The 23,446-nt window shown below is 58.5% G+C and carries 26 protein-coding genes and 4 tRNA genes; 11 read left to right on the forward strand and 19 right to left on the reverse strand.

Going from position 1 to position 23,446, the window contains the following annotated elements; translation table 11 throughout:
- Nucleotides 1–7: 7 nt before the first annotated feature.
- The 7 genes from clpX to L6D63_RS18520 form a co-directional block, all read right to left on the reverse strand.
- Complete coding sequence (gene clpX, locus L6D63_RS18490; RefSeq protein WP_003223632.1) at nt 8–1,291, reverse strand: ATP-dependent Clp protease ATP-binding subunit ClpX; 1,284 nt, start codon at nt 1,289–1,291, stop codon at nt 8–10.
- 112 nt (nt 1,292–1,403) lie between these two features.
- Nucleotides 1,404–2,039: an ATP-dependent Clp endopeptidase proteolytic subunit ClpP gene (gene clpP, locus L6D63_RS18495; protein ID WP_007951559.1), complete on the reverse strand. Its 636-nt coding sequence runs from the start codon at nt 2,037–2,039 to the stop codon at nt 1,404–1,406.
- A 92-nt stretch (nt 2,040–2,131) separates the two neighbouring features.
- Nucleotides 2,132–3,442, reverse strand: coding sequence for a trigger factor (tig, locus tag L6D63_RS18500; protein WP_041073914.1), 1,311 nt, complete (start codon nt 3,440–3,442; stop codon nt 2,132–2,134).
- 399 nt (nt 3,443–3,841) lie between these two features.
- Nucleotides 3,842–3,917, reverse strand: a tRNA-His gene (locus L6D63_RS18505).
- Between the two features lie 76 nt (nt 3,918–3,993).
- Nucleotides 3,994–4,078 (reverse strand) — tRNA-Leu (locus tag L6D63_RS18510).
- A 57-nt stretch (nt 4,079–4,135) separates the two neighbouring features.
- A tRNA-His gene (locus tag L6D63_RS18515) sits at nt 4,136–4,211 on the reverse strand.
- 32 nt (nt 4,212–4,243) lie between these two features.
- A tRNA-Arg gene (locus L6D63_RS18520) sits at nt 4,244–4,320 on the reverse strand.
- A 275-nt stretch (nt 4,321–4,595) separates the two neighbouring features.
- Between L6D63_RS18520 and folD the strand changes: the two genes are divergently transcribed.
- Nucleotides 4,596–5,450: a bifunctional methylenetetrahydrofolate dehydrogenase/methenyltetrahydrofolate cyclohydrolase FolD gene (folD, locus tag L6D63_RS18525; protein ID WP_041074114.1), complete on the forward strand. Its 855-nt coding sequence runs from the start codon at nt 4,596–4,598 to the stop codon at nt 5,448–5,450.
- A 229-nt stretch (nt 5,451–5,679) separates the two neighbouring features.
- Complete coding sequence (pbpG, locus tag L6D63_RS18530; protein ID WP_041074112.1) at nt 5,680–6,618, forward strand: D-alanyl-D-alanine endopeptidase; 939 nt, start codon at nt 5,680–5,682, stop codon at nt 6,616–6,618.
- A gap of 150 nt (nt 6,619–6,768) precedes the next feature.
- On the opposite strand, the gene L6D63_RS18535 is transcribed toward pbpG, so the two are convergent.
- From L6D63_RS18535 to L6D63_RS18545, 3 genes are all read right to left on the reverse strand, one after another.
- Nucleotides 6,769–6,963 carry a hypothetical protein gene (locus tag L6D63_RS18535; RefSeq protein ID WP_047291581.1) on the reverse strand — a complete coding sequence of 65 codons (195 nt, stop codon included), beginning with the start codon at nt 6,961–6,963 and terminating at the stop codon, nt 6,769–6,771.
- Nucleotides 6,964–6,974: 11 nt separating this feature from the next.
- Nucleotides 6,975–7,181: a DUF6021 family protein gene (locus L6D63_RS18540; RefSeq protein ID WP_041074110.1), complete on the reverse strand. Its 207-nt coding sequence runs from the start codon at nt 7,179–7,181 to the stop codon at nt 6,975–6,977.
- 89 nt (nt 7,182–7,270) lie between these two features.
- A complete protein-coding gene (locus tag L6D63_RS18545) occupies nt 7,271–7,942 on the reverse strand; it encodes a lipoprotein (RefSeq protein WP_047291579.1) in 672 nt (223 codons plus the stop codon).
- Between the two features lie 234 nt (nt 7,943–8,176).
- On the opposite strand from L6D63_RS18545, the gene L6D63_RS18550 reads away from it, so the two are divergent.
- Nucleotides 8,177–8,344: a hypothetical protein gene (locus tag L6D63_RS18550; RefSeq protein ID WP_177440021.1), complete on the forward strand. Its 168-nt coding sequence runs from the start codon at nt 8,177–8,179 to the stop codon at nt 8,342–8,344.
- A 182-nt stretch (nt 8,345–8,526) separates the two neighbouring features.
- Here L6D63_RS18550 and L6D63_RS18555 read toward each other — a convergent pair whose 3' ends face one another.
- Both L6D63_RS18555 and L6D63_RS18560 read right to left on the reverse strand, forming a co-directional pair.
- Nucleotides 8,527–9,276 (reverse strand): TerC family protein, encoded by a 750-nt coding sequence (locus L6D63_RS18555; protein WP_041074106.1) that lies wholly within the window; start codon nt 9,274–9,276, stop codon nt 8,527–8,529.
- A 28-nt stretch (nt 9,277–9,304) separates the two neighbouring features.
- Nucleotides 9,305–9,547, reverse strand: coding sequence for a hypothetical protein (locus L6D63_RS18560; RefSeq protein WP_131670113.1), 243 nt, complete (start codon nt 9,545–9,547; stop codon nt 9,305–9,307).
- Between the two features lie 230 nt (nt 9,548–9,777).
- On the opposite strand from L6D63_RS18560, the gene nhaR reads away from it, so the two are divergent.
- Nucleotides 9,778–10,677 carry a transcriptional activator NhaR gene (nhaR, locus tag L6D63_RS18565; RefSeq protein WP_131670112.1) on the forward strand — a complete coding sequence of 300 codons (900 nt, stop codon included), beginning with the start codon at nt 9,778–9,780 and terminating at the stop codon, nt 10,675–10,677.
- Here nhaR and L6D63_RS18570 read toward each other — a convergent pair.
- Nucleotides 10,672–11,835: an MFS transporter gene (locus tag L6D63_RS18570; protein WP_047291568.1), complete on the reverse strand. Its 1,164-nt coding sequence runs from the start codon at nt 11,833–11,835 to the stop codon at nt 10,672–10,674. The genes nhaR and L6D63_RS18570 overlap by 6 nt on opposite strands.
- 336 nt (nt 11,836–12,171) lie before the next feature.
- Between L6D63_RS18570 and sstT the strand changes: the two genes are divergently transcribed.
- On the forward strand, nt 12,172–13,404 hold the full coding sequence (gene sstT, locus L6D63_RS18575; RefSeq protein WP_131670111.1) for a serine/threonine transporter SstT: 1,233 nt from the start codon (nt 12,172–12,174) through the stop codon (nt 13,402–13,404).
- A 146-nt stretch (nt 13,405–13,550) separates the two neighbouring features.
- Here sstT and L6D63_RS18580 read toward each other — a convergent pair whose 3' ends face one another.
- Nucleotides 13,551–14,060, reverse strand: coding sequence for a DUF1993 domain-containing protein (locus L6D63_RS18580; RefSeq protein WP_047291564.1), 510 nt, complete (start codon nt 14,058–14,060; stop codon nt 13,551–13,553).
- Nucleotides 14,061–14,185: 125 nt separating this feature from the next.
- On the opposite strand from L6D63_RS18580, the gene L6D63_RS18585 reads away from it, so the two are divergent.
- Nucleotides 14,186–14,830 carry a YceH family protein gene (locus tag L6D63_RS18585; protein WP_131670110.1) on the forward strand — a complete coding sequence of 215 codons (645 nt, stop codon included), beginning with the start codon at nt 14,186–14,188 and terminating at the stop codon, nt 14,828–14,830.
- A 132-nt stretch (nt 14,831–14,962) separates the two neighbouring features.
- Here L6D63_RS18585 and L6D63_RS18590 read toward each other — a convergent pair whose 3' ends face one another.
- Both L6D63_RS18590 and L6D63_RS18595 read right to left on the reverse strand, forming a co-directional pair.
- Nucleotides 14,963–15,481 (reverse strand): cupin domain-containing protein, encoded by a 519-nt coding sequence (locus L6D63_RS18590; RefSeq protein WP_047291559.1) that lies wholly within the window; start codon nt 15,479–15,481, stop codon nt 14,963–14,965.
- 210 nt (nt 15,482–15,691) lie between these two features.
- Nucleotides 15,692–16,510 carry a shikimate 5-dehydrogenase gene (locus L6D63_RS18595; protein WP_095666990.1) on the reverse strand — a complete coding sequence of 273 codons (819 nt, stop codon included), beginning with the start codon at nt 16,508–16,510 and terminating at the stop codon, nt 15,692–15,694.
- 256 nt (nt 16,511–16,766) lie between these two features.
- Here L6D63_RS18595 and L6D63_RS18600 point away from each other — a divergent pair, with 256 nt between their 5' ends.
- From L6D63_RS18600 to L6D63_RS18610, 3 genes are all read left to right on the forward strand, one after another.
- The gene (locus tag L6D63_RS18600) at nt 16,767–17,117 is read left to right on the forward strand and encodes a hypothetical protein (protein WP_007965394.1); all 351 of its coding nucleotides are present in this window, start codon (nt 16,767–16,769) and stop codon (nt 17,115–17,117) included.
- A gap of 229 nt (nt 17,118–17,346) precedes the next feature.
- A complete protein-coding gene (locus L6D63_RS18605) occupies nt 17,347–17,541 on the forward strand; it encodes a hypothetical protein (protein ID WP_025108897.1) in 195 nt (64 codons plus the stop codon).
- Between the two features lie 102 nt (nt 17,542–17,643).
- A complete protein-coding gene (locus tag L6D63_RS18610) occupies nt 17,644–17,826 on the forward strand; it encodes a hypothetical protein (RefSeq protein ID WP_041074091.1) in 183 nt (60 codons plus the stop codon).
- On the opposite strand, the gene L6D63_RS18615 is transcribed toward L6D63_RS18610, so the two are convergent.
- Nucleotides 17,823–18,884 carry an AI-2E family transporter gene (locus L6D63_RS18615; protein ID WP_121184694.1) on the reverse strand — a complete coding sequence of 354 codons (1,062 nt, stop codon included), beginning with the start codon at nt 18,882–18,884 and terminating at the stop codon, nt 17,823–17,825. The two genes, L6D63_RS18610 and L6D63_RS18615, sit on opposite strands and share 4 nt — an antisense overlap.
- Before the next feature lie 249 nt (nt 18,885–19,133).
- On the opposite strand from L6D63_RS18615, the gene trhP reads away from it, so the two are divergent.
- The gene (trhP, locus tag L6D63_RS18620; protein WP_131670109.1) at nt 19,134–20,477 is read left to right on the forward strand and encodes a prephenate-dependent tRNA uridine(34) hydroxylase TrhP; all 1,344 of its coding nucleotides are present in this window, start codon (nt 19,134–19,136) and stop codon (nt 20,475–20,477) included.
- Between the two features lie 214 nt (nt 20,478–20,691).
- On the opposite strand, the gene L6D63_RS18625 is transcribed toward trhP, so the two are convergent.
- Both L6D63_RS18625 and L6D63_RS18630 read right to left on the reverse strand, forming a co-directional pair.
- Nucleotides 20,692–20,922 carry a hypothetical protein gene (locus tag L6D63_RS18625; RefSeq protein WP_007965409.1) on the reverse strand — a complete coding sequence of 77 codons (231 nt, stop codon included), beginning with the start codon at nt 20,920–20,922 and terminating at the stop codon, nt 20,692–20,694.
- Nucleotides 20,923–21,014: 92 nt separating this feature from the next.
- Nucleotides 21,015–21,728, reverse strand: coding sequence for a FadR/GntR family transcriptional regulator (locus L6D63_RS18630; protein ID WP_095666993.1), 714 nt, complete (start codon nt 21,726–21,728; stop codon nt 21,015–21,017).
- Between the two features lie 367 nt (nt 21,729–22,095).
- Between L6D63_RS18630 and L6D63_RS18635 the strand changes: the two genes are divergently transcribed.
- Nucleotides 22,096–23,442: an MFS transporter gene (locus L6D63_RS18635; protein WP_121184685.1), complete on the forward strand. Its 1,347-nt coding sequence runs from the start codon at nt 22,096–22,098 to the stop codon at nt 23,440–23,442.
- The last annotated feature ends 4 nt before the right edge of the window (nt 23,443–23,446 follow it).

Genomic DNA, 23,446 nt, shown 5'->3' on the forward strand with positions numbered 1-23,446 from the left:
TGGACGCTTACGCGTCCGGCGCTGCCTTGGCCGTCGGCTCACTGTTTTCGTAGATATACAGTGGCTTGGACTTGCCTTCAATCACGCTTTCATCGATGACGACTTTGCTCACTTCGGACTGCGAAGGGATTTCGTACATCGTGTCGAGCAGCACACCCTCAAGAATCGACCGCAGGCCACGGGCACCGGTTTTACGCTCCAGAGCTCGCTTGGCAACCGATTTCAGTGCGTCGGTCCGGAACTCCAGATCCACGCCTTCCATCTCGAACAGCTTGGCATACTGCTTGGTCAGAGCATTTTTCGGCTCGGTGAGGATCTGCATCAGCGCAGCCTCGTCGAGTTCGTCCAGTGTCGCCAGAACCGGCAGACGACCGACGAATTCCGGGATCAGACCGAACTTGACCAGATCGTCAGGCTCGACTTCACGCAGGGATTCACCGACTTTCTTGCCTTCTTCCTTGCTGCGCACTTCTGCGTTGAACCCGATGCCGCCCTTGGTGGAACGGTTTTGAATAACCTTTTCCAGACCGGAGAACGCACCACCGCAGATGAACAGGATGTTACGGGTGTCGACCTGCAGGAATTCCTGCTGCGGATGCTTGCGGCCACCTTGCGGCGGGACGGAAGCGACCGTGCCTTCGATCAACTTGAGCAAGGCCTGTTGCACGCCTTCACCGGAAACATCGCGGGTGATCGACGGATTGTCGGACTTGCGGGAAATCTTGTCGATTTCGTCGATGTAGACAATGCCCATCTGGGCCTTTTCCACGTCGTAATCGCACTTTTGCAGCAGTTTCTGAATGATGTTCTCGACATCTTCACCTACGTAGCCAGCCTCGGTGAGGGTGGTGGCGTCGGCGATGGTGAATGGAACGTTCAGCAAGCGGGCCAGTGTTTCGGCCAGCAGGGTTTTACCGGAGCCTGTCGGGCCGATCAGCAGGATGTTGCTCTTGCCGAGTTCGACGTCGTCAGCCTTCTTGTCACGCTGGTTCAGACGCTTGTAGTGGTTGTACACCGCTACGGCCAGAACCTTTTTCGCACGCTCCTGACCGATTACATACTGGTCAAGGATGCCGCTGATTTCTTTAGGCGAAGGCAATTTATGCGCGCTGCTTTCGGCCTGTGCTTCCTGCACCTCCTCGCGGATGATGTCATTGCACAAGTCGACGCACTCGTCGCAGATAAAGACCGAGGGGCCGGCAATCAATTTGCGTACTTCATGCTGGCTTTTGCCACAGAAGGAGCAATAGAGCAGCTTGCCGTTGTCCTCGCCGTTGCGGGTGTCAGTCATTCGTTCGATCCAAATCCGATAGGCTTGCAACACAAGATGAAGGCTATTGCGGGCTTTTTCAAGCCCGCTGGTGGTCGGACCTGCCGACCCACCTTATTTTGAGCTGCTTATTTTACGCAGGACGCTGGTTGATGACTTCGTCGATCAGACCGTATTCCTTCGCAGCTTCTGCACTCATGAAGTTGTCGCGGTTGGTATCGCGCTCGATTTCTTCAAGCGTACGACCGCTGTGCTTGGCCATCAGCGTGTTCAGACGCTCGCGGATGAAGAGGATTTCCTTGGCATGGATTTCGATATCCGAGGCCTGACCCTGGAAACCGCCCAGCGGCTGGTGAATCATCACACGCGAGTTCGGCAGGCAGAAACGCTTGCCTGGAGCACCGGCCGTCAGCAGGAATGCACCCATGCTGCACGCCTGACCAATGCACGTCGTCGATACGTTTGGCTTGATGAACTGCATGGTGTCGTAGATCGACATGCCCGCTGTCACCGAACCGCCCGGGGAGTTGATATAGAGATGGATGTCCTTGTCCGGGTTTTCCGCTTCAAGGAACAGCAATTGCGCACAGATCAGGTTGGCCATGTAGTCCTCTACAGGACCCACCAGAAAGATTACGCGCTCCTTCAGAAGGCGCGAGTAGATGTCATAGGCGCGCTCGCCACGAGCAGATTGCTCGACAACCATCGGGACCAGGCCGCCGGCGGCCTGGATATCAGAGTTCTGCTGAATATACGAATTACGGAACATGCTCTGCAGTCACTCCCAAATAGTTATGTCTTGAATACGCATAAGCCAGCTCGAAGGCTGGCTTATGTGTGTACTTCCTAACGCAAAAACAATCAGTCGGCTTTTGGAGCTTCTACCGGCTTGACCGCTTCTTCGTAAGAGACCGATTTGTCGGTCACGCTAGCTTTCTGCAGAACAGTATCCACAACTTGTTCTTCCAGCACAACCGAACGGACTTCGTTCAGTTGCTGCTCGTTCTTGTAGTACCAGGACACGACCTGCTCAGGTTCCTGGTAAGCCGAAGCCATTTCCTGAATCATTTCACGAACGCGGGCTTCGTCAGGCTTCAGGTCGAACTGCTTGACCACTTCAGCCACGATCAGACCCAGCACTACACGGCGCTTGGCTTGCTCTTCGAACAGCTCGGCCGGCAGTTGATCAGGCTTGATGTTGCCGCCGAACTGCTGAACAGCCTGCACGCGCAGACGGTCAACTTCGTTGGACAGCAGAGCCTTTGGCACTTCGATCGGGTTGGTGGCCAGCAGACCGTCCATGACCTGATTTTTTACCTTGGACTTGATGGCCTGACGCAGCTCACGCTCCATGTTCTTGCGAACTTCGGTGCGGAAGCCTTCCAGACCGGTTTCCTTGATGCCGAATTGAGCGAAGAATTCTTCGTTCAGCTCTGGCAGTTTCGGCTCGGAAACGGTGTTGACGGTCACGGTGAACTCGGCGGTTTTGCCAGCCAGGTCCAGGTTCTGATAGTCCTCAGGGAAGGTCAGGTTCAGAACGCGCTCTTCGCCTGCCTTCGCGCCAACCAGGCCTTCTTCGAAGCCCGGAATCATGCGACCGGAACCCAGCACCAGCTGAGTGCCTTTGGCGGAGCCGCCGGCGAATGCTTCGCCGTCAACCTTGCCAACGAAATCGATGTTCAGCTGGTCTTCGTTCTGGGCAGCGCGGTCGGCCACTTCAAAACGGGTGTTCTGCTTGCGCAGGATGTCCAGCATCTTGTCCAGATCAGCGTCAGCCACGTCAGCGCTCAGGCGCTCGACAGTGATGCCGTCGAAACCGGCAACGGTGAACTCAGGGAACACTTCGAATACGGCAACGTATTCCAGGTCCTTGCCAGCTTCCAGCGACTTCGGCTCGATCGAAGGCGAACCGGCAGGGTTCAGCTTCTGCTCAACCACGGCTTCATAGAAGGAGGACTGGATGACATCACCAACAGCTTCCTGACGAGCGTCAGCACCGAAACGGCGCTTGATTTCGCTCATTGGCACTTTGCCTGGACGGAAGCCAGCAATCTTGGCCTTTTGGGCAGTCTGCTGCAGACGCTTGTTGACCTGGCTCTCAATGCGCTCAGCCGGCACGGTGACGCTCATGCGGCGCTCAAGAGCAGTAGTATTTTCAACAGAAACTTGCATGGATATTCCTCGTTGCACAGACGTTAGCCGGCCGTTTCCGACCCCAGAATCAAGGGCATGCATTCTAGTGGGTCAAACTCAAGAAGTCACCCTACTGAAAACGGGTAAAAAAACAGCAGGCCATTTATAGGTGGGAATGCAGCAATGCATTCCACCCCGAAGACGAATAAAGACCATCACGCCAGGGCTCTGCCTCAACCGCCTCTATATATAGAAGAGACTGCGAGCCATCTCCCTGACGGCCGATCCGGCGAACATGGCCGGTGGTCGACACGCAGGCTGCAAGCCCGCAAACACGACGAAACGCCCTGCCCTTCGACCTGAAACCCGGCGCAATAAACCACAAACCGTAAAACAAAAAAGGCGCCAGACTGTTAAATCTGGCGCCTTTTCGAAATATGGGGTGGACGATGGGGATCGAACCCACGACAACGGGAGTCACAATCCCGTGCTCTACCAACTGAGCTACGCCCACCATATTGCGTCACAAAAAAGCCATTCAACTTCTTTGCTGAACTTCATCAGGCCTGCGGCAAGAATGAAGCTTTAATTGGTGCGGATGAAGAGACTCGAACTCTTACGCCTCGCGGCGCTGGAACCTAAATCCAGTGTGTCTACCAATTCCACCACATCCGCAGATGAAGCTTTTAAAGCAAAGGCGCCAGACTGTTACATCTGGCGCCTTTCGAAATATGGGGTGGACGATGGGGATCGAACCCACGACAACGGGAGTCACAATCCCGTGCTCTACCAACTGAGCTACGCCCACCATATCGCGCTACTTGTGCCAAAGCTGCCTAATGGCGCACCCGGCAGGACTCGAACCTGCGACCATCCGCTTAGAAGGCGGATGCTCTATCCAGCTGAGCTACGGGCGCCTTATTAATCTGTAACCTTGGAGGACTACAAACTAAATGCTTTCCAGCTTCGCAGAACGCTAATTCCGCTCAACCTTCTTAACCAGTGCTAGGCTGTGCCCGACAAGTGCGACGAATAGTATAGAGCGCTCCCAAGGTCGTCAAATCCTTTTTGAAAAAAATTCATTTAATTAAAGGAGTTAGGGGAATTTGCTGACCAAGCGCCTTTGCCCTCACCGTCTGACATGCGAGAATGCGTTCTCTTTTTTTCCCCTCTCGATGGTTAATCACGCGCAATGACTGCACAACTAATCGACGGCAAATCGATCGCCGCCAGCCTGCGCCAGCAGATCGCCCAACGAGTTGCCGAGCGTCGCCAGCAAGGTCTGCGCACTCCCGGCCTCGCGGTGATCCTGGTCGGCAGCGATCCTGCCTCTCAGGTTTATGTCTCGCACAAGCGTAAAGACTGTGAAGAGGTAGGCTTCCTCTCTCAAGCCTACGACCTGCCCTCCGACACCACTCAAGAAGCGCTGACCGATCTGATCGATCGCCTCAACGACGACCCGGCCATCGACGGCGTGCTGCTGCAACTGCCCCTGCCCGAGCACCTGGACGCCTCCAAACTGCTGGAGCGCATCCGCCCGGACAAAGACGTCGATGGCTTTCATCCTTATAACGTCGGTCGCCTGGCACAGCGCATCCCGCTGCTGCGTCCGTGCACGCCAAAAGGCATCATGACCTTGCTGGAAAGTACTGGCGTGGACCTTTATGGCCTCGACGCGGTAGTGGTGGGCGCCTCCAACATCGTCGGTCGCCCGATGGCAATGGAACTGCTGCTGGCCGGTTGCACCGTGACCGTCACCCACCGCTTTACCAAGGATCTGGCCGGCCACGTCGGTCGCGCCGATCTGGTGGTGGTCGCCGCCGGCAAGCCGGGCCTGGTCAAGGGCGAGTGGATCAAGGAAGGCGCGATCGTGATCGACGTCGGCATCAACCGCCAGGACGATGGCAAGCTGGTCGGTGACGTGGTGTACGAAACCGCTCTGCCCCGCGCCGGCTGGATCACTCCGGTGCCGGGCGGTGTTGGCCCGATGACCCGCGCCTGCCTGCTGGAAAACACCCTCTACGCGGCAGAAACCCTGCACGCCTGAGAGGTTTTTCCGCAATAAAAGAACCCCGCTTTGTGCGGGGTTTTTTGTATCTGAGAAAAAACACTAACCGTTCGCCGGAAACCCCTCTTTTTACAGGCCTTTTCACGAGATTTTCAGGTCATTCAAACAACCATCGACAGATCTTCAGCCATACTCCTAGAATGCGACGCTTTGAAGAAATAACCCGTTACAAACTAACGGAATATCCAACCTTTATGAGTTCGCCCGCGTGAAAATTCGTCTTTCGATCCTGAGCCTGGTTTTTGCTTTTTCAGGCACATTCGTCACGCCAACCGTCAACGCCGCTGAAACCACTGCTGCGCCACGCGATGCTTCGCAACTGAAGATCGCCTCCGGCAGCGCCCTGCTCATGGATTTGCAGACCAATAAAGTCATCTATTCGAGCAACCCGGATGTGATCGTACCCATCGCGTCGGTCAGCAAGCTGATGACCGGGCTGGTGGTCGTTGAAGCGCACCAGAACATGGACGAATGGATCGACGTCGACATCAGCCACACGCCAGAAATGAAAGGCGTGTTCTCCCGAGTCAAACTGAAGAGCGAACTGCCGCGCCGGGAAATGTTGCTGATTGCCCTGATGTCCTCGGAAAACCGTGCAGCCGCCAGCCTTGCGCATCACTACCCGGGCGGTTATGCAGCATTCATCGCGGCGATGAATGCCAAGGCCAAGGCACTGGGCATGACCAACACCCACTATGTCGAACCGACCGGCTTGTCGGAACGTAACGTTTCCACCGCCCGCGATCTGAGCAAACTGTTGGTGGCCGCGAGCAAGCACCCGATCCTCACTGAACTGACGACCACCAAGGAAAAAACGGTGTCATTCCGCAAACCCAACTACACCTTGGGCTTCCGCAACACCGATCACTTGGTGAACAAGGCCGACTGGGACATCAAAATCACTAAAACCGGCTTCACCAACCCGGCGGGTCATTGTCTGGTGCTGGTGACACGGATGAGCAACCGCCCGGTTGCCCTGGTGATTCTCGATGCATTCGGCAAGTACACACACTTCGCCGATGCCAGCCGTATCCGCAGCTGGATGGAAACCGGACGCAGCACCAACGTTCCGGCAGTGGCCCAACAATACAAGGCCGAAAAGAACCTCAAGGCGCGCCAGAGCGGCGTGGTCGAAGCCTCCAAGTAACCGGAAAGACCAACTGTGGCGAGGGCGCTTGCTCCCGCTGGGGCGCGTAGCGGACCTTCTTTTTTAATAAGAAAAGGCCTGCTGCGCAGTCCAGCGGGAGCAAGCTCCCTCGCCACAGAGTTATTCAGCCAGTGGTTAAATACCCGTTATTCAATCATTGGGTAACGGCATTTTGTCGTCGTCCGGAATGCCATCGCCAGCGCTCGGATCTGGCGTCAGCACATTAGGCCGGGCCAACGGATCACGCAGCGGACTGTCCGGATCCAGCACGGGATCCACGTCATCCTCAGGCGTGGTCGGCACGCTGTCCGGTTTTTTATCATCAAAGCTGGAATCGGTACTCATACGCACCTCACTTAGGGTTTCAGGTCAGCCAACGGATCGTAAGGCTTGGCCGGACGCTTGCTGTCTTCGCCGGTTTCCACATCCTTCGGCGCCTTGGCAGGGCCGACCGGATCAACCTGCGGGTCGTCGAGATCCGGGGAATCCGGATCGAAACCCAGATCATGACCGGACGAATGCTCGCTTGAGTGTGGGCCTTTCGGGGATGGGGAATCTGCCATGCTCGCCTCCTGATTCACCCGCACATTCGGGCTCTATCGTTAAGAGGCGTGCCGGGCGTGAGGGTGCCCGGCAAATGACGAACGGAGGCTTAATGTGCAGCCAGTGCCTTTTTGGCTTGCTCCGCTTCACGTTCCTGCCCGGCCTGCGCCAACTCATCGGCGGCCTTCAGCCAGCGCTGACGATCAACCTCGGCAGGAATCTGCGACGGCTTCTGGATCAGCACGGCCCAACCGCCCGACTTTTCGAACGCCGACTCGAAGGAACTGAAACTCATGAGTTCGCGGCGATTCATTCCGGCGCGCAACAGTACTTTCTGTTTCAAGCGGTCGTAACCGGAAAGAATGGCGTAACGCGGTTCAGCCCAGAACGCCGAGCCTTCACTGAAACGCACCATTACCGGATAACCGGCCGCCACCTGGGTCAACAAGGCTGGCAGGTTCTTGTCCAGCGGATAAACCACCATGCCGTAATCCCGGGCCAGGTTCTGCAGATTCTGCTGCAACTGATCCTGTGCCCCCGGCAGATGCAACGGTTTTTCCAGCAGCCCCGGCGTGATCATGATGCCCTGCTGCGACAACAGGCTGGCCAGCACCTGCGGACCACTCTGATTGGCTTCACCGCGATAGAATGTACCGCTGAGTTCGACCCGCTCCGGCAGGCGCTTGACCTGCGGCGCGACAGTGCCCGCACACCCCGCCAATACAGCCGCGCAACCGGCCACCAGCAACGCCCCTCGCAATCGAGTCAATACCTGCACCATTGTCACTCTCTGATCAGACGCCGGTCATCGTGTTCCGGCAACGCCTGTGATCATAGGGCGACGCACGGCTGCGGTATAGCCTTAACCCGCAGACCGATCGATTGCATAGAGCGAACTGATTGGTCATCACCGACCTTTGGTCAATAGTCTGAAACACCCCATTGTCTAGACTGTCACTGAAACAGAGCGAATTGAAAAAGTGTGTGCCCGATGCAGGGCAAAGAGGAGGCACTGATGAGCCTGACCATGACCATCGTAATGTTGATAGCCGGCTGGCTGGCCGTTGCCAGCGCCATGTTGTGGGGCGTGCTGCGCATTGCGCGGCGGCATCACCACCCGGTCGAATCCGCCTCGGCTCACAAGCCTGAAAAGCACCGTACCCGCCACGCGACCGCGCACTGACCGGTCAGTTGATGTAAGACCTCTGTAGGAGCTGCCGAAGGCTGCGATCTTTTGACTTTGAAGATCAAAAGATCGCAGCCTTCGGCAGCTCCTACATAAGGCACAAGCCGTACGGCATGAGGCATAAGCAAAAAGGCCGGCTGAACTCGACGAGTCCAGCCGGCCTTTTGGTTTGCTGCAGGTTAAGCCTGCTGAGCCAGCTTCTTCTGCTTCGCCCGGCGCGACATCATGTTCAGCACTTCAATCGCTGCCGAGAAGGCCATGGCCGCGTACACATAACCTTTCGGTACATGGGCACCGAAGCCTTCGGCGATCAGCGTCATGCCGATCATGATCAGGAAGCCCAGGGCCAGCATCACCACCGTCGGGTTGTCGTTGATGAACTTGGCCAGCGGCTCAGCTGCGAACAGCATCACCATCACCGAGACCACCACCGCGATCACCATGATCGGCAAGTGTTCAGTCATGCCCACCGCAGTAATGATGCTGTCGATGGAGAACACCATGTCCAGCATCAGGATCTGACCGATTGCGGCAGCGAAGCCCAGGGTCACGGTCGAAGTCGCAGTTTTCGGGTCTTCCGGGGCCGGGTCCATGCTGTGATGGATCTCGGTCGTGGCTTTCCACACCAGGAACAGACCACCGGCAATCAGGATCATGTCTTTCCAGGAGAACGCCTGGCCCATGATTTCGATTACAGGTTCGGTCAACTGCACGATGAAAGCGATGGTGCTCAACAGGGCCAGACGCAGGATCAGCGCCATGCCGATACCGATGCGGCGCGCCTTCTGCCGATGCTGCACAGGCAACTTGTTGGTCAGGATCGAAATAAAGATCAGGTTATCGATGCCGAGCACGATTTCCATCACCACCAGTGTGGCCAAAGCAACCCAGGCGGCGGGGCTGGCGGCGAGTTCTAACAGATATTCCATGGGTCAGTCCTGACTCTTATATGACGGTTTAGAGGGTCTTGGAGGAAGATTCGGATTGTTCCGTATCTTTTTCCGGCGCTTCTTTTTTCTCGATCAAGCCGCCGGTGGCGTCGCTGAGCGCTTGTTCAGCAGCTTTGTGCGTATCGTCGATCGCCTGTTTGGCGCTTTCGGCCGCCTTGCCCATCAACTGCTGGGCACTTTTCTCGGCCTGATCGCAACCGGCCATGAGCAGTAAAGACGTAAACATCAATGCAGGGATTGTGTATTTCATGAGACTTCCTTCGAATGAACAGACAGGGTCACAGACCACCCGTCGATGGCTGGGCATTCTAGGGAGACAAACACTTCAGGAAAATTCGTATTTTTAGCGGCTATACTTCGGCTTTAACGAACTATGACCATCAGTGCAGGAGCTGTCGAAGGCTGCGATCTTTTGATTTTTTTAGCAAGATCAAAAGATCGCAGCCTGCGGCAGCTCCTACAGGGAGGGGGAACCTTAGAGTGCTCAATTACCGACAACTGCATTACTTCTGGGTGGTCGCCAAGACCGGCAGCATCGTGCGTGCCTGCGAGCAACTCAACCTCACTCCGCAAACCATCAGCGGGCAGATTTCGCTGCTCGAACAAACCTACGGTATCGAACTGTTTCAACGGGTCGGCCGCCAGCTGGAGCTGACCGAAGCCGGACGCCAGGCCCTGCCCTACGCTGAGCAGATGTTCCAGTTGGGCGGCGAACTGGAGTTGATGCTGCGTGCCCAGCCCAACGAACAGCAGATCCTGTTTCGCGTCGGTGTGGCCGACGTGGTGCCCAAGTCCATCGTCTATCGGCTGATCGCGCCGACCATGGAGTTGCACGAACCGCTGCGCATCACCTGCCGCGAAGACAAGCTCGAACGCCTGTTGGCGGACCTGGCCATCCAGCGTCTGGACCTGGTGATTTCCGACAGCCCGATGCCGTCGCACCTCGACATCAAGGGCTACAGCCAGAAACTCGGCGAATGCGGGATCAGTTTTTTCGCCACCGCGCATTTGGCGGCGCAATATGGGCAAGACTTTCCGCGCAGCATCAACGGCGCACCGCTGCTGATTCCCGGCGCGGAAACCGTGGTGCGCAGCCGTTTGCAGCGCTGGTTCGCCGAGCAGCAGATCCAGCCGCGAATCGTCGGGGAGTTCGATGACAGCGCCCTGATGCAAGCCTTCGGCCAATCGGGCAGCGGGATTTTCATCGGTCCGAGCGTGATTGCCGATGAAGTCAAACGCCAGTACGGCGTTGAGGTGATTGGCCAGACCGACGCGGTGACCGAGTCGTTCTATGCCATTTCCGTGGAACGCAAGGTCAAGCACCCCGGCATCGTGGCGATTACCGAAGGTGCCCGACGCGAGCTGTTTACCGCGTTATGACGTCTGGGCGCACTCTTCGCGCGGCTTGAGCGTCATCAGGACCATGGCGAGGAATACCGACAACAGAATGAACCCGGCAGCGGCGAAGCCGAGAAAGCTCAGGCCAGCACTGTCGATCACCCGCCCGCCGATCATCGCGCCCAGGCCGATACCGAGGTTGGCGCCGGCGATGTTCAGCGACGCGGCAAACGCGGGCGCTTGCGGCGCGGCTTTCATCAGGCGCACATGGCTGACCAGAAACAGCGCCGCCTGGGTGATTCCCCAGATGCCCATGGCCACCGCCAGGCCCAGCGTCGAGTGGATATTCGGCACCAGCGAGACCATGCCGGCAATCATGAACGCGCAGAACAGCACGGACGCCCCCAACGGATGACGATCCACTGCACGCCCGCCCAGCGAGTTGCCGATCAGCCCGACCGCACCGAAGCCCATCAGGCACCAGCCAACCACGGTGCCGTTAAAACCCGCCAGACGCTCGAGAATGTCGGCCAGATAGGTGTAGGCGGTGAACATGCCGCTGAACACCAGGATCGACAACAGCACATGGCCGAGCATCAGCGGGCTGCGCAGGATCTTGAACTGCGAGCTGAAGCTGACCTGGTGCTGATGCAGGCTGGTTTTCGGCAGATAAACAAACAGCAGCAAAGCCTTGGCAAAAGCGATCACCGCCAGAATCGCGAATGCACTGCGCCAGCCGAACGCATCGGAAATCAACGTGCCCACCGGGATGCCGAATACCGTGGCGCAGACGATGCCGAAGCCGATCTTGGCAATCGCACGGCCGGCGTGATCCGGGCCGACGATGTCCACCGCTGTCTCGCTGGCCAAGGCCCAGAACACCGGCAGGCCGAGGGCCGGGATCAAGCGCGCTATGGCCATGACCCAGATGTTCGGCGCCAGCGCGGCAACGGTGTTGGCCAGGCCGAACATGATCAAAATGGTGATGAATAACTTGCGTCGCTCGAAGCGGGCGAAATAGGCGGTCAAAAACGGGCCGAACATCGCCACCGTGAAAGCGAACAGCGTCACCAGCAGACCCGCCTGCGGAATGGTTACCGCCAGGTCTCGGGCAATGGCCGGCAACAGGCCGACGATGACGAATTCCGTGGTCAGCACCGTGAATCCGGCAGCAGACAACAGAAGAATGGGCAACAGCATGAGCAACTCCAGCAAAACGACGACACCAGCGATGACCGGAAGGCCCGCTGGCAATGATTAAAATGAGGATGGCGAATCTTAACAGAGTGTTTCAGCAGTGACTTGCATAAACCTGCCGACTTGGCGATCAATCCGGTGGCAGATCGTCACAGGCCTGAAGGATAACGCCTACGCTGTGATAAAGTCCGCGCCCTGAAAAACGTACACCCTGTTCAGCGCCCGTTTAACAGCGTTGATCGCGCGTCAGCCCTTTCGGTTCGTGCCGGTGACCTGCCCCTTTGATGTATCACCGGTTTCACGCAACCTTGCACCCTATAAAAAATCAGAGATGCCGTTATGACCGCTTCATCCCCTTCTCTATTGCAACGCCTGAAAAACCTCAGTCTGGTCACGCAGATCCTGATCGGCCTGCTCGCCGGTATCGCTCTGGCGTTGTTCGCCCCGGAAGCGGCAAAAGGCTCGGCGTTCATCGGCAAAGTATTTGTCTCGGCGCTGAAAGCCGTGGCACCGATTCTGGTGTTCGTGCTGGTAATGGCGTCGATTGCCAACCACAAGCACGGTCAGGAAACCCACATCAGGCCCATCCTGTTCCTGTACCTGCTCGGTACTTTCGCCGCAGCCGTGGTCGCGGTGATTGCCAGCATGGCGTTTCCCTCGCATCTGGTGCTGTCCACCGACAACGTGTCGGTCACCGCGCCGGGCGGCATTGCCGAAGTGCTGCAAAGCTTGTTGTTGAGCGTGGTCGACAACCCGGTCAGCGCGCTGATGAATGCCAACTTCATCGGCATTCTGGCCTGGGCGATCGGCATGGGCGTCGCGATTCGCCATGCCGGCGACACCACACGCGAGGTGCTGGGCGACCTGTCCAACGGCGTGACCGTGATCGTGCGTGTAGTGATTCGTTTCGCCCCGCTGGGTATTTTTGGTCTGGTGGCATCTACCCTTGCCACCTCGGGCTTCGGCGCGTTGATCGGTTATGCGCACCTGCTGGCCGTGCTGCTGGGCTGCATGCTGTTTGTGGCGCTGGTAATGAACCCGCTGATTGTGTTCTGGAAGCTGCGCCGCAACCCGTACCCGCTGACCCTCAAGTGCCTGCGCGAAAGCGGCATCACTGCCTTCTTCACCCGCAGCTCGGCAGCGAACATTCCGGTCAACCTGGAACTGAGCAAGCGCCTGGGCCTGCATGAAGACACCTACTCGGTATCGATCCCGCTGGGCGCCACCATCAACATGGCCGGCGCAGCGATCACCATCACCGTGCTGAGCCTGGCTGCCGTGCACACGCTGGGGATTGCCGTGGACATTCCGACCGCGATCCTGCTCAGCGTCGTCGCGGCGATCTGTGCCTGTGGCGCCTCGGGCGTGGCCGGTGGCTCGCTGCTGCTGATTCCGCTGGCGTGCAGCCTGTTCGGCATTCCCAGCGAGATTGCCATGCAGGTGGTGGCGGTGGGTTTCATCATTGGTGTGCTGCAGGACTCGGCGGAAACAGCGCTGAATTCGTCCACCGATGTGCTGTTCACCGCGGCGGCTTGCCTCGGTGAAGAGGCGAAAATTCAGCGTTCAGTCTGAAGATCAAAAGATCGCAGCCTGCGGCAGCTCCTACATTAGGAATGCATTTCCCTGTAGGAGCTGCCGCAGGCTGCGATCTTTTGCGTTATCCAATAAAAAGCCCGCCAAGGCGTGAACCTTGGCGGGCTTTTTTGTTACGGGGTGTTTTAGTACGCGCCCATGTAATCGCGCTTACCCACTTCAACACCGTTGTGGCGCAGCAGCGCATAGGCAGTGGTGACGTGGAAGAAGAACTGCGGCAGACCGTAGCTCAGCAGGTAAGCCTGACCGCTGAAGCGCTTCTCTTTCGGCGTGCCCGGACGGGTCACGATCTCGATGCCTTCCTTGCCGTTGATCTGCTCCGGCTTGATCTCGCCGATGTAGGCCAGCACCTTGGCGATCAGCGCCTGCAGTTCGGCGAAGGTGGTTTCAGTGTCGTCATACTTCGGGATTTCGACTTCGGCCAGACGCGAGGAAACGCCCTTGGCGAAGTCAACCGCGATCTGCACCTGACGCACCAGCGGGAACATGTCCGGGTACAGGCGCGCTTGCAGGAAGGCGTTCGGGTCGATGTTTTTCTCGGTGGCGTGGGCTTCAGCCTTTTTCAGGACATCGCTCAGGGCGTTGAGCATTTGTTGAAAAACCGGGACGGATGCGGCGTACAGGGAAATGGTCATGGCAGTCTCGTGTGGTGGCTGGGTGGAACGTGGAGGCGATTATAGCCATGCTTGATGACCACACGGCTTGCCTTTTGTTAGCCAAGGATTAGGCTAGGCGCCTTCGACTGCTGAGGGAACGCGCGATGACCACCGAACTTGCAACCACCACCAACGAACCACGGCTCAACGCCACAGAAATCCGCATTCTGGGTTCGTTGATCGAAAAACAGGCCACCAGCCCGGAAACCTATCCGTTGACCCTCAATGCATTGGTGCTGGCCTGCAATCAGAAGACCAGCCGCGAGCCGGTGATGAACCTGACTCAGGGCCAGGTCGGCCAAAGTCTGCGGGCGCTGGAAAGCCACGGTTACACCAAACTGGTCATGGGCAGTCGCGCTGATCGCTGGGAGCATAAGCTGGACAAGGCGTGGGAGCTGGTGCCGGCCCAGGTGATTCTCACCGGTTTGATGTTCTTGCGTGGCCCGCAGACAGTGAATGAGTTGCTGACCCGCAGCGGCCGCATGCACGATTTCGAAGATGCCGAGCAGGTGGTGCATCAGCTTGAGCGCCTGATCGCCCGTGGGCTGGCGGTGTTGATCCCGCGTCAGGCCGGGCAACGCGAAGACCGCTACACCCATGCGCTGGGCGATCCGGCGGACATCGAGGCGATCCTGGCGGCGCGGCAGAATCCTGGGGAGCGCGCGACCAGCGGCGTTTCGGTCGAGCGCATCGAAGAGCTGGAAGCACGGATTGCCGCGCTGGAAGAGCGCCTGGCGCGCCTCGAATAACCCCGGAAATCCTACTGTGGGAGCGAGCTTGCTCGCGAATGCAGTGTGTCATTTAACAATGATGTGAATGACACATTGCATTCGCGAGCAAGCTCGCTCCCACTGGGGCTGCACCACGCCGAAGGTCTCTATTTACTCACCATCCCAGTAATCCACCCCGTCCGCCTGCCGCGCCACGGCGACAAAACCTGACGCATTGCCCTCGGCATCAACCTTGAAGTTGTCCATCACCGCGTATTTGTTGGAGTCCGGGTATTCGCAGATATCCGGTTGCTGCTGGGTGCTGACCGCCAGGTAACGCAGTTCCGCGTCGCTGGTATTGATGATCTGATGCGCCGTCTCCGGGCCGCCCGGCGGGCAGGCGATCACGTCGCCCGCGCGGATCGGAAAGCGTTCGGCACCCAAGCGCACTTCGCCCTCCCCGGCCACCACATAGAACATCTCTTCATTGACCCGGTGGCTGTGAAACGGACTGCCGCGCATGCCCGGCGGCAAGGCGTACAACCGATAGCCAAGTTTTTGCGCACCGAGTTGCTGGCCGATGCGCGCCATGCTTTGCTGGTAGCGACCCGCGGTTTCACCTTCCGGGGCAAGGGCTTCAGGCAGGGGTTCGAGTTCGACCTGGTGCAGGTTGAGGATGGGTGGGTGCATGGGGTGCCTCGATCAGGTTTTTATGAGGGACAAGTCTTGGCTTGCTGAGGCCGCAGTATAGGCAACCCGATAAACCGAGTTGAATTCATCGCTGGCAAGCCAGCTTCCACAGGATTTGTGGTTGCTAACCTAGTTGTGTTGCAACCTGACACCTGTGGGAGCTGGCTTGCCAGCGATGGGGCCAACTCATCCGACACATAATCCAGAACATCAGCTGCGGGCGAAATTTACCGCCGCCGCAAACTGCTCTTCACTCGGCCGCACCCCGGTGTACAGCACAAACTGCTCCAGCGCCTGGATCGCAATCACTTCCAGCCCGGTGATCACCTTCTTGCCCTCAGCCCGCCCACGCACGATCAGCGGTGTTTCCGACGGAATCGCTACCACATCGAACACGATCCCGGCTGCCTGGATCACTTCAGGCTCGAACGCCAGTTGCCCCGCCTCCGGCCCGCCGTCCATGCCCACCGGGGTGACGTTGATCAGCATCTGCGGACGTTCTTCACCCAACTCGGCCCGCCAGCGGTAACCCAGCGAGTCCGCCAGCGCCTGCCCGGCGCGCTCGTTACGCGCAACGATCAAGCCATTTTTGTAACCACCATCGCGCAAGGCGCTGGCCACCGCTTTGGCCATGCCGCCGCTGCCGCGCAGGGCGAACGTCGTATCCTTTGGCACCGCGTGGGTTTCCAGCAGCTGGGCGATAGCGATGTAATCGGTGTTATAGGCCTTGAGATGACCGTTGGTGTTGACGATGGTGTTGATCGACTGGATCGCCGCCGCCGACGCATCCAGCTCATCGACCAGTGCGATGCACGCTTCCTTGAACGGCATCGACACGCCGCAACCGCGAATCCCCAGCGCACGAATCCCGCCGACAGCCCCCGGCAGATCCTGACTGCTGAACGCCTTGTAATAGAAGTTCAGGCCCAACTGCTCGTACAAATGGTTATGAAAACGCAGACCGAAATTCCCCGGGCGCCCGGACAGGGACATGCACAGCTGGGTGTCTTTGTTGGGATTCATCTGCATGAAACTTCTCCTTCAAACGGACTTTCGGATGGACGGAGTTAGCCATTCCATCGGGTTCTGAACGATCATAAGCGCCTGTCTGCAACGGGCCGCGTGCCCCTTTGACCCACCGGTAAAGAAGCCGGTACAGACCTTACACAAAATTTACCCAGCGGCAGTGCTGATTTTCAGAATTTCGCTGTCATAGAAGTATCCCCGCGACAACGTTGGGCCTGGTGCAGGCCCGGACGCCGGGTCGAAGAACCGAGGAATTATCATGATTCGTAAACTCCCCATCGTGGCCTTGTTGATTGGTGCATTCGCGATCACAGGTCAGGCAGAAGCCCACGGCGGTGGCTGGCAGGGTCCGGCCGTGTTTGGTGCGATCGTCGGCTCGGCCATCATCGGCTCGGCGCTGATCAACCAGGACCGGCCAGTCTACGTACAACAGCCTGTTTACGCTCAACCGGCACCGGTTTATGTGCAACAACCGCCGCCACCGGTCTATTACCAGCCGGCCCCGGTTTACGTGCAACAACCGGTCTACGTGCCTGGCCCGGTCTACTACGGCCCACCACGCGGCTATTACGGCCGGCCACACGGCTACTACGGTGGCCCGCGCTGGTAATCGCCAACAAACAGCCCTGCTTTATAGCGGGGCTTTTTTATGACCGTCGGTCGGGCAACGTCTGAAAAAATCTTGCCAAGGTCGCTGTGAGGACAGTTCCAGCGGCTAAAGTCGGCATGATGGACTTGACCGTTGGGGACAAAACACAGAACGGTCATCGATTTGTCATGACGGAACCGCAATCTGAATCCGTCCGTAAACAACAGGTTGATAACAACAAGGACGACCCATGCCTACTCAGAATCCGCACCGCATCGTCGGCCTGTGCACTTCAAGCAAGGTGTACAGCGCGCTGACCGAACTCAAACACCTGGAGGGCCACCGCTGCGCCAAGTTCCTTTCGCTGCTGGCGGAGAACCTGGTGCACAAGGGCTTGCTCAACGAGCGCGAAGTGGTGCACATGCTCGACCAGGTTGTCGACTGAACCCGTCCTCACTGTTATCAATGACCACTATCGAGAGCGTTGATTGTCCCTGAGCACAGCGAATCCCTAAGGTAGCTCCACAGATTGATGGAGGTACTGGTCATGGCTCAGGTTCAAATCATGTCGGTCATCGGCAGCGCTGTTCCCGCATCGCTCAGAGCGTCGGGATTGCTCGCCTGCTGGTATCTGGTGCGCGACGGTGAGCCCATCAGCGGCCCGCTGACTTCGCTCCCGGCAGCGCAGGCACTGTCGCAGAAAATCGTCAGCGCGCCGTTCCACGCTTAAGGCAACTGGACTTTCGGTTTGGTCTCGATAAACAGCGCCCAGCTCGACATGAACAGCGCCGCGATCAACGGCCCGATCACGAAACCGTTGAGGCCGAACACTGCGAGGCCGCCGAGGGTCGAGATCAGGATCATGTAGTCGGGCATGCGCGTGTCTTTGCCGACCAGAATCGGGCGCAGCACGTTGTCCACCAGACCGATCACAAATACCCCGAACAGCGCCAACACCACGCCCTGCCAGATCATCCCGCTGAGCAGGAAGTACACCGCCACTGGCGCCCAGACGATTCCCGCGCCCACCGCCGGCAACAGCGACAGAAAGCCCATCAGCACCGCCCAGAGCAACGCGCTGGGGATGTCGAGAAACCAGAAAATCGCCCCGCCCAATGCGCCCTGAGTGACCGCCACCACCAGGTTGCCCTTCACCGTCGCCCGTACCACCCGGTTGAACTTCAACTGCAAACGGCGTTTGTGGGTCTCTTCCAGCGGCACTGCGGTGCGTACCTTGCGTACCAGTTCGGCGCCATCGCGCAGAAAGAAAAACAGCAGGTACAGCATGATGCCGAAGCTGACCACAAACTCGAATGTGCCCTGGCCGAAACTGAAGGCCTGACTGGCCAGCACCTGACTGCCCTGCATCGACGCCTTGACGATTTTCTCGCGCAGACCGTTGAGTTCGCCCATGCCGAAGCGATCGAGCAAATGCTGAAAGTAAGGGGGCAAGCTGTGTTTGAACTGTGCCAGGTAAGCACCGATGTCCAGTTGACCGCTTTCGATGTTGTTGTACACCGTCGCGCCTTCCTGCACCAACAGGATGCTGAGAATGATCACCGGGAGAATCGCGATCACCAGACAAATGCCCAGCGTGCAAAGCGCGGTCAGGTTGCGCTGCCAGCCGAATTTGAGCTGTAACTTGCGCTGCATCGGCGCAAACAGAATGCCGAGAATCACCGCCCAGAACACCGCACCGTAGAACGGCAGCAGGATCCAGATGAAGGCGACCGTCACCAACAGCAACAGCACGGTGAGGGATTTGAATTGCAGCGTTTTTTCGTTCATGTCCGATCCATGTCAGTCAGGCGTCACGCACGCCTCGAACCTTAGTCCACCGGGGCGTGCACGAGTGCCATCTTTGTTCATGGAGCATAGATCGCCTGGTAGAAGCAGCTCGCTGCACCTGATGCAGCGGGACCTTGTCATGGTGCCGGCGCGGCACAGATCAGCGGCACCCGCGCAAAGATAGATCCAGATCAATAAACCGCAGTTGCCGCTGCACTACCCTGCCGCGCTTTTGCGACCGATGCCGCCATGATCCCTGACCTCCCCCTCGCCGCCCCGGAGCTGCTGGCCCCCGCCGGCACCCTGAAGAACATGCGTTATGCCTTCGCCTACGGCGCCGATGCGGTCTACGCCGGCCAGCCGCGCTACAGTCTGCGGGTGCGTAACAACGAGTTCGACCACGCCAACCTCGCCCTCGGTATTCGCGAAGCGCAGGCCCAGGGCAAGCGCTTCTACGTGGTGGTCAACATCGCCCCGCACAATGCCAAGCTGAAGACCTTCCTCAAGGACCTGGCGCCGGTGATCGAGATGGCGCCGGATGCCCTGATCATGTCTGACCCGGGCCTGATCATGCTGGTGCGCCGGCATTTTGCGCAGATGCCGATCCACCTTTCGGTGCAGGCCAACACGGTGAACTGGGCGAGCGTCGAGTTCTGGCAGCAACAAGGCCTGAGCCGGATCATCCTGTCGCGGGAATTGTCACTGGAGGAAATCGCTGAAATCCGCGAACAGGTGCCGGGCATGGAACTGGAAGTGTTCGTCCACGGCGCGCTGTGCATGGCTTACTCCGGGCGCTGCCTGTTGTCGGGCTATATGAACAAGCGCGACGCCAACCAAGGCACCTGCACCAACGCCTGCCGCTGGAAATATTCGGCACAGGAGGCCACGGAAAACCAGCTCGGCGAGATCGTGCAGAGCTTCCAGCCCGAGCCGACCCTGGGCATTGGCGCGCCGACCGATCAGGTGTTCCTGCTGCAGGAAGCCAATCGTCCCGATGAATTGATGCCGGCGTTTGAAGACGAGCACGGCACCTACATCATGAACGCCAAGGATCTGCGCGCGGTGCAGCACGTCGAACGCTTGACGCGCATGGGCGTGCATTCGCTGAAGATCGAGGGTCGCACCAAGTCGCACTTCTATTGCGCACGTACTACCCAGGTTTATCGCCGGGCAATCGACGATGCCGTAGCCGGACGCGAGTTCGATCGCAGCCTGATGACCGACCTCGAATCACTGGCCCAGCGCGGCTACACCGAAGGTTTCCTGCGCCGGCATGTGCATGACGAATACCAGAATTATCAGAACGGCAGCTCGGTGTCGGAACGTCAGCAATTCGTCGGCGAACTCACCGGTGAGCGCCGTGACCGGTTGGCCGAGGTCAAGGTGAAAAACCGGTTTGCACTGGGCGACCACCTGGAACTGATGACGCCCAAAGGCAATTTCCACTTTGATCTGCACCAGTTGCAGAGTGCCAAGGGTGAGGCGATCGAGGTGGCACCAGGAGATGGGCACACGGTGTATCTGCCGATTCCGGATGCGGTGGATTTGCGCTTTGGGTTGCTGATGCGGGATGTAGCTGCCAATCCGGTATGAGGATACGCAACACCTTGCAGGCGTCACTGATCTTCAGCGACATTGCGGCCGCCATCGCTGGCAAGCCAGCTCCCACAGGGGTTGTGTTGAACACAAAATCCCATGCCACCAACAACCACTGTGGGAGCAGGCTTGCCCGCCAAGAGGCCGGCATGAACAAAACACCCCGCCACTGACCGACCAAAAAAACCCGGCACCAGAGCCGGGTTTTTCACTACCGGCGATCATCCGACAACGGCGTCGGCTCATCCGCCGGCGGCACATCATCGTCTGCCGCCGGGTCCTTCCAGTCTTCCGGCCGATCGGCATCACTCAACGGATCGCGCCCGGGACTCATGCCCGGTGGCGCATCGTGATCGGCCAGTGTCGGCTCATCCGTGCCGGGCACCGGACGGGTCGGATCGGTCGGCAGCACACCACCCTGAAACAGCAAATCATTCGCCATGACACACCTCACCAAGGAGGTCCGGAAAACCCGGGCCATACCGCTTGGAAGCAGGCCTGCGCAGGCCGTGCCATCAAGCAGACCAACGGCAATCAGCCCTGCGCACCGAAGCGGTCGCGGCTGTTGGTCAGGTGCAACCACATTGCCGCGCGCGCTGCGTCCGGGTCCTGGCGCTTGATCGCATTCAGGATCGCTTCGTGCTCCAGATGCGCCAACTGCCCCAGCTTGCTCAAATCCGCCGCCCCACGCTCGGCCGCGTTGAGCCGCTGACGCGGAATCATCGCGCTGCCCAGATGCTGCATGATTTCGCTGAAGCAGACGTTGCCGGTGGCTTCGGCGATCAGCAGATGAAAACGTCGATCCGCCTCGACGCAACTGTCGTTGCTGTCCAGCAGACGCTGATAGTCATCCAGCGCCTGGCGCATGTGCAGCAATTGTTGTTCGCTGCGCCGTTGTGCGGCCAATGCGGCGGCCTGAGTTTCCAGGCCCATGCGCAATTCAAGAATGCTGCGCACGCCGAGCGCGGTGTCGACATTCAGGCGCAAACCCTGCTCGGCGGCGCGTTCGATGACAAAAGTGCCAATGCCGTGCCGCGTCTCCACCAGCCCTGACGCCTGCAACTTGGAAATCGCCTCGCGCACCACCGTGCGACTGACGCCGTGCTCCTGAACGATGGCGTTCTCCGACGGCAGCTTGTCGCCGGGCGACATCTGACCAAGCAGGATGCTCTGGGTGAGTTTCTCCACCAGATCATGGGCGAGGTTATGCGCACGTTTGGGCGCGGGAGCGTCAAGATTTTCTTGCATGATCGATTCCGGTCATCGGGGCTTGCGGATCGTAGCACTGCACGGTGGCTGACAAGATTGATTTTAGTCCTGGAAAAAGCGTCGACTTGTATGACAACACTCAAGAAAACCGGAAATACGGGATTCGCGACAGACCCAGGAACAATGGCGAATAGCAGTTTCCTTAACACCGACAACCAGCTAAACCTCCATACAATCCCAATAAACAGGGATGAATTGACAAAAAAGCAATAAAAAACCAGCCCGCCAGAAAAAATTAATCACCGCACCCCACTTGTAGGACAAAAAATCCAAGTTGTATGATGTCTATCAACAACGCAGCACCAGCCCTACCCCCGCATAAAAATAATCAGTGGGAGAAAACCAAGTGAAAACCTCCGTCTCCGGGATCAACGAGGGCGTCGATTCGACACTCGCGTCCGCCATCTCGAAAGTGAAACGCCACGTCCTGCCGCTCTTCGTGATCATGTTCATCGTCAATTACATTGACCGGGTGAACATCGGTTTCGTCCGCACTCACATGGAACATGACCTGGGCATCGGGGCGGCCGCCTACGGCTTCGGCGCCGGTCTGTTCTTCATCGGGTACGCGCTATTCGAAGTGCCGTCCAACATGCTCCTGCAGAAAGTCGGCGCACGTATCTGGCTGACCCGCATCATGCTCACCTGGGGCCTGGTCGCCGCCGGCATGGCATTCATCCAGAACGAAACGCACTTTTACATCCTGCGCTTTCTGCTTGGCGTGGCCGAGGCCGGATTCTTTCCCGGGGTGATCTACTACTTCACTCGCTGGCTACCCGGCGCCGAACGCGGCAAGGCCATCGCGATTTTCCTCAGTGGTTCGGCGGTGGCCTCGCTGATCTCCGGCCCATTGTCCGGCCTGCTGTTGCAGATCAACGGCCTGGGCATGCACGGCTGGCAATGGATGTACTTCATCGAGGGGATGTTCTCGGTCGGGCTGTGCGTGTTCGTCTGGTTCTGGCTCGACGCCAAACCTCACGACGCGAAATGGCTGACCCGCGCCGAACAGGACGCACTGGTCAGCGCCATCGATGACGAACAGAAGGCTCGCGAAGCGGCGACGCCGATCCGACCTTCAATGGCCAAACTGCTCAAGGACCGACAGATCATCCTGTTCTGCCTGATCTACTTTTTTATCCAGCTGACCATCTACGCCGCGACGTTCTGGTTGCCAAGCATCATCAAGAAAATGGGCGAGATGAGCGATTTCCAGGTCGGGCTGTTCAACTCGATTCCGTGGCTGCTGTCGATCATCGGCATGTACGCCTTCGCTGCCTTCTCAGCCAAGTGGAAGCATCAGCAGGCCTGGGTCGCCACCGCGTTGTTGATCGCCGCGGCGGGGATGTTCATGTCCACCACTGGCGGGCCGATTTTTGCCTTTGTCGCGATCTGTTTTGCCGCGCTCGGCTTCAAGTCCGCCTCCTCGTTGTTCTGGCCGATTCCGCAGGCGTATCTGGATGCGCGAATCGCCGCAGCGGTGATTGCGCTGATCAACTCGGTGGGCAACCTCGGCGGCTTCGTCGCGCCCACCACCTTCGGCCTGCTGGAACAACACACTGGCTCGATTCAGGGCGGCCTCTACGGTCTGGCCGCGACCTCGATCATCGCCGCGATCATCGTCTTCGCGGCCCGCACCACACCGAAACCGGCTGCTGACCTTGCCGTGGCCGAAGCCGCGCCGAAGCACGCCTGAACTC

It is taken from the genome of Pseudomonas parakoreensis, from assembly GCF_021602155.1.
GTDB lineage: Bacteria > Pseudomonadota > Gammaproteobacteria > Pseudomonadales > Pseudomonadaceae > Aquipseudomonas > Aquipseudomonas parakoreensis.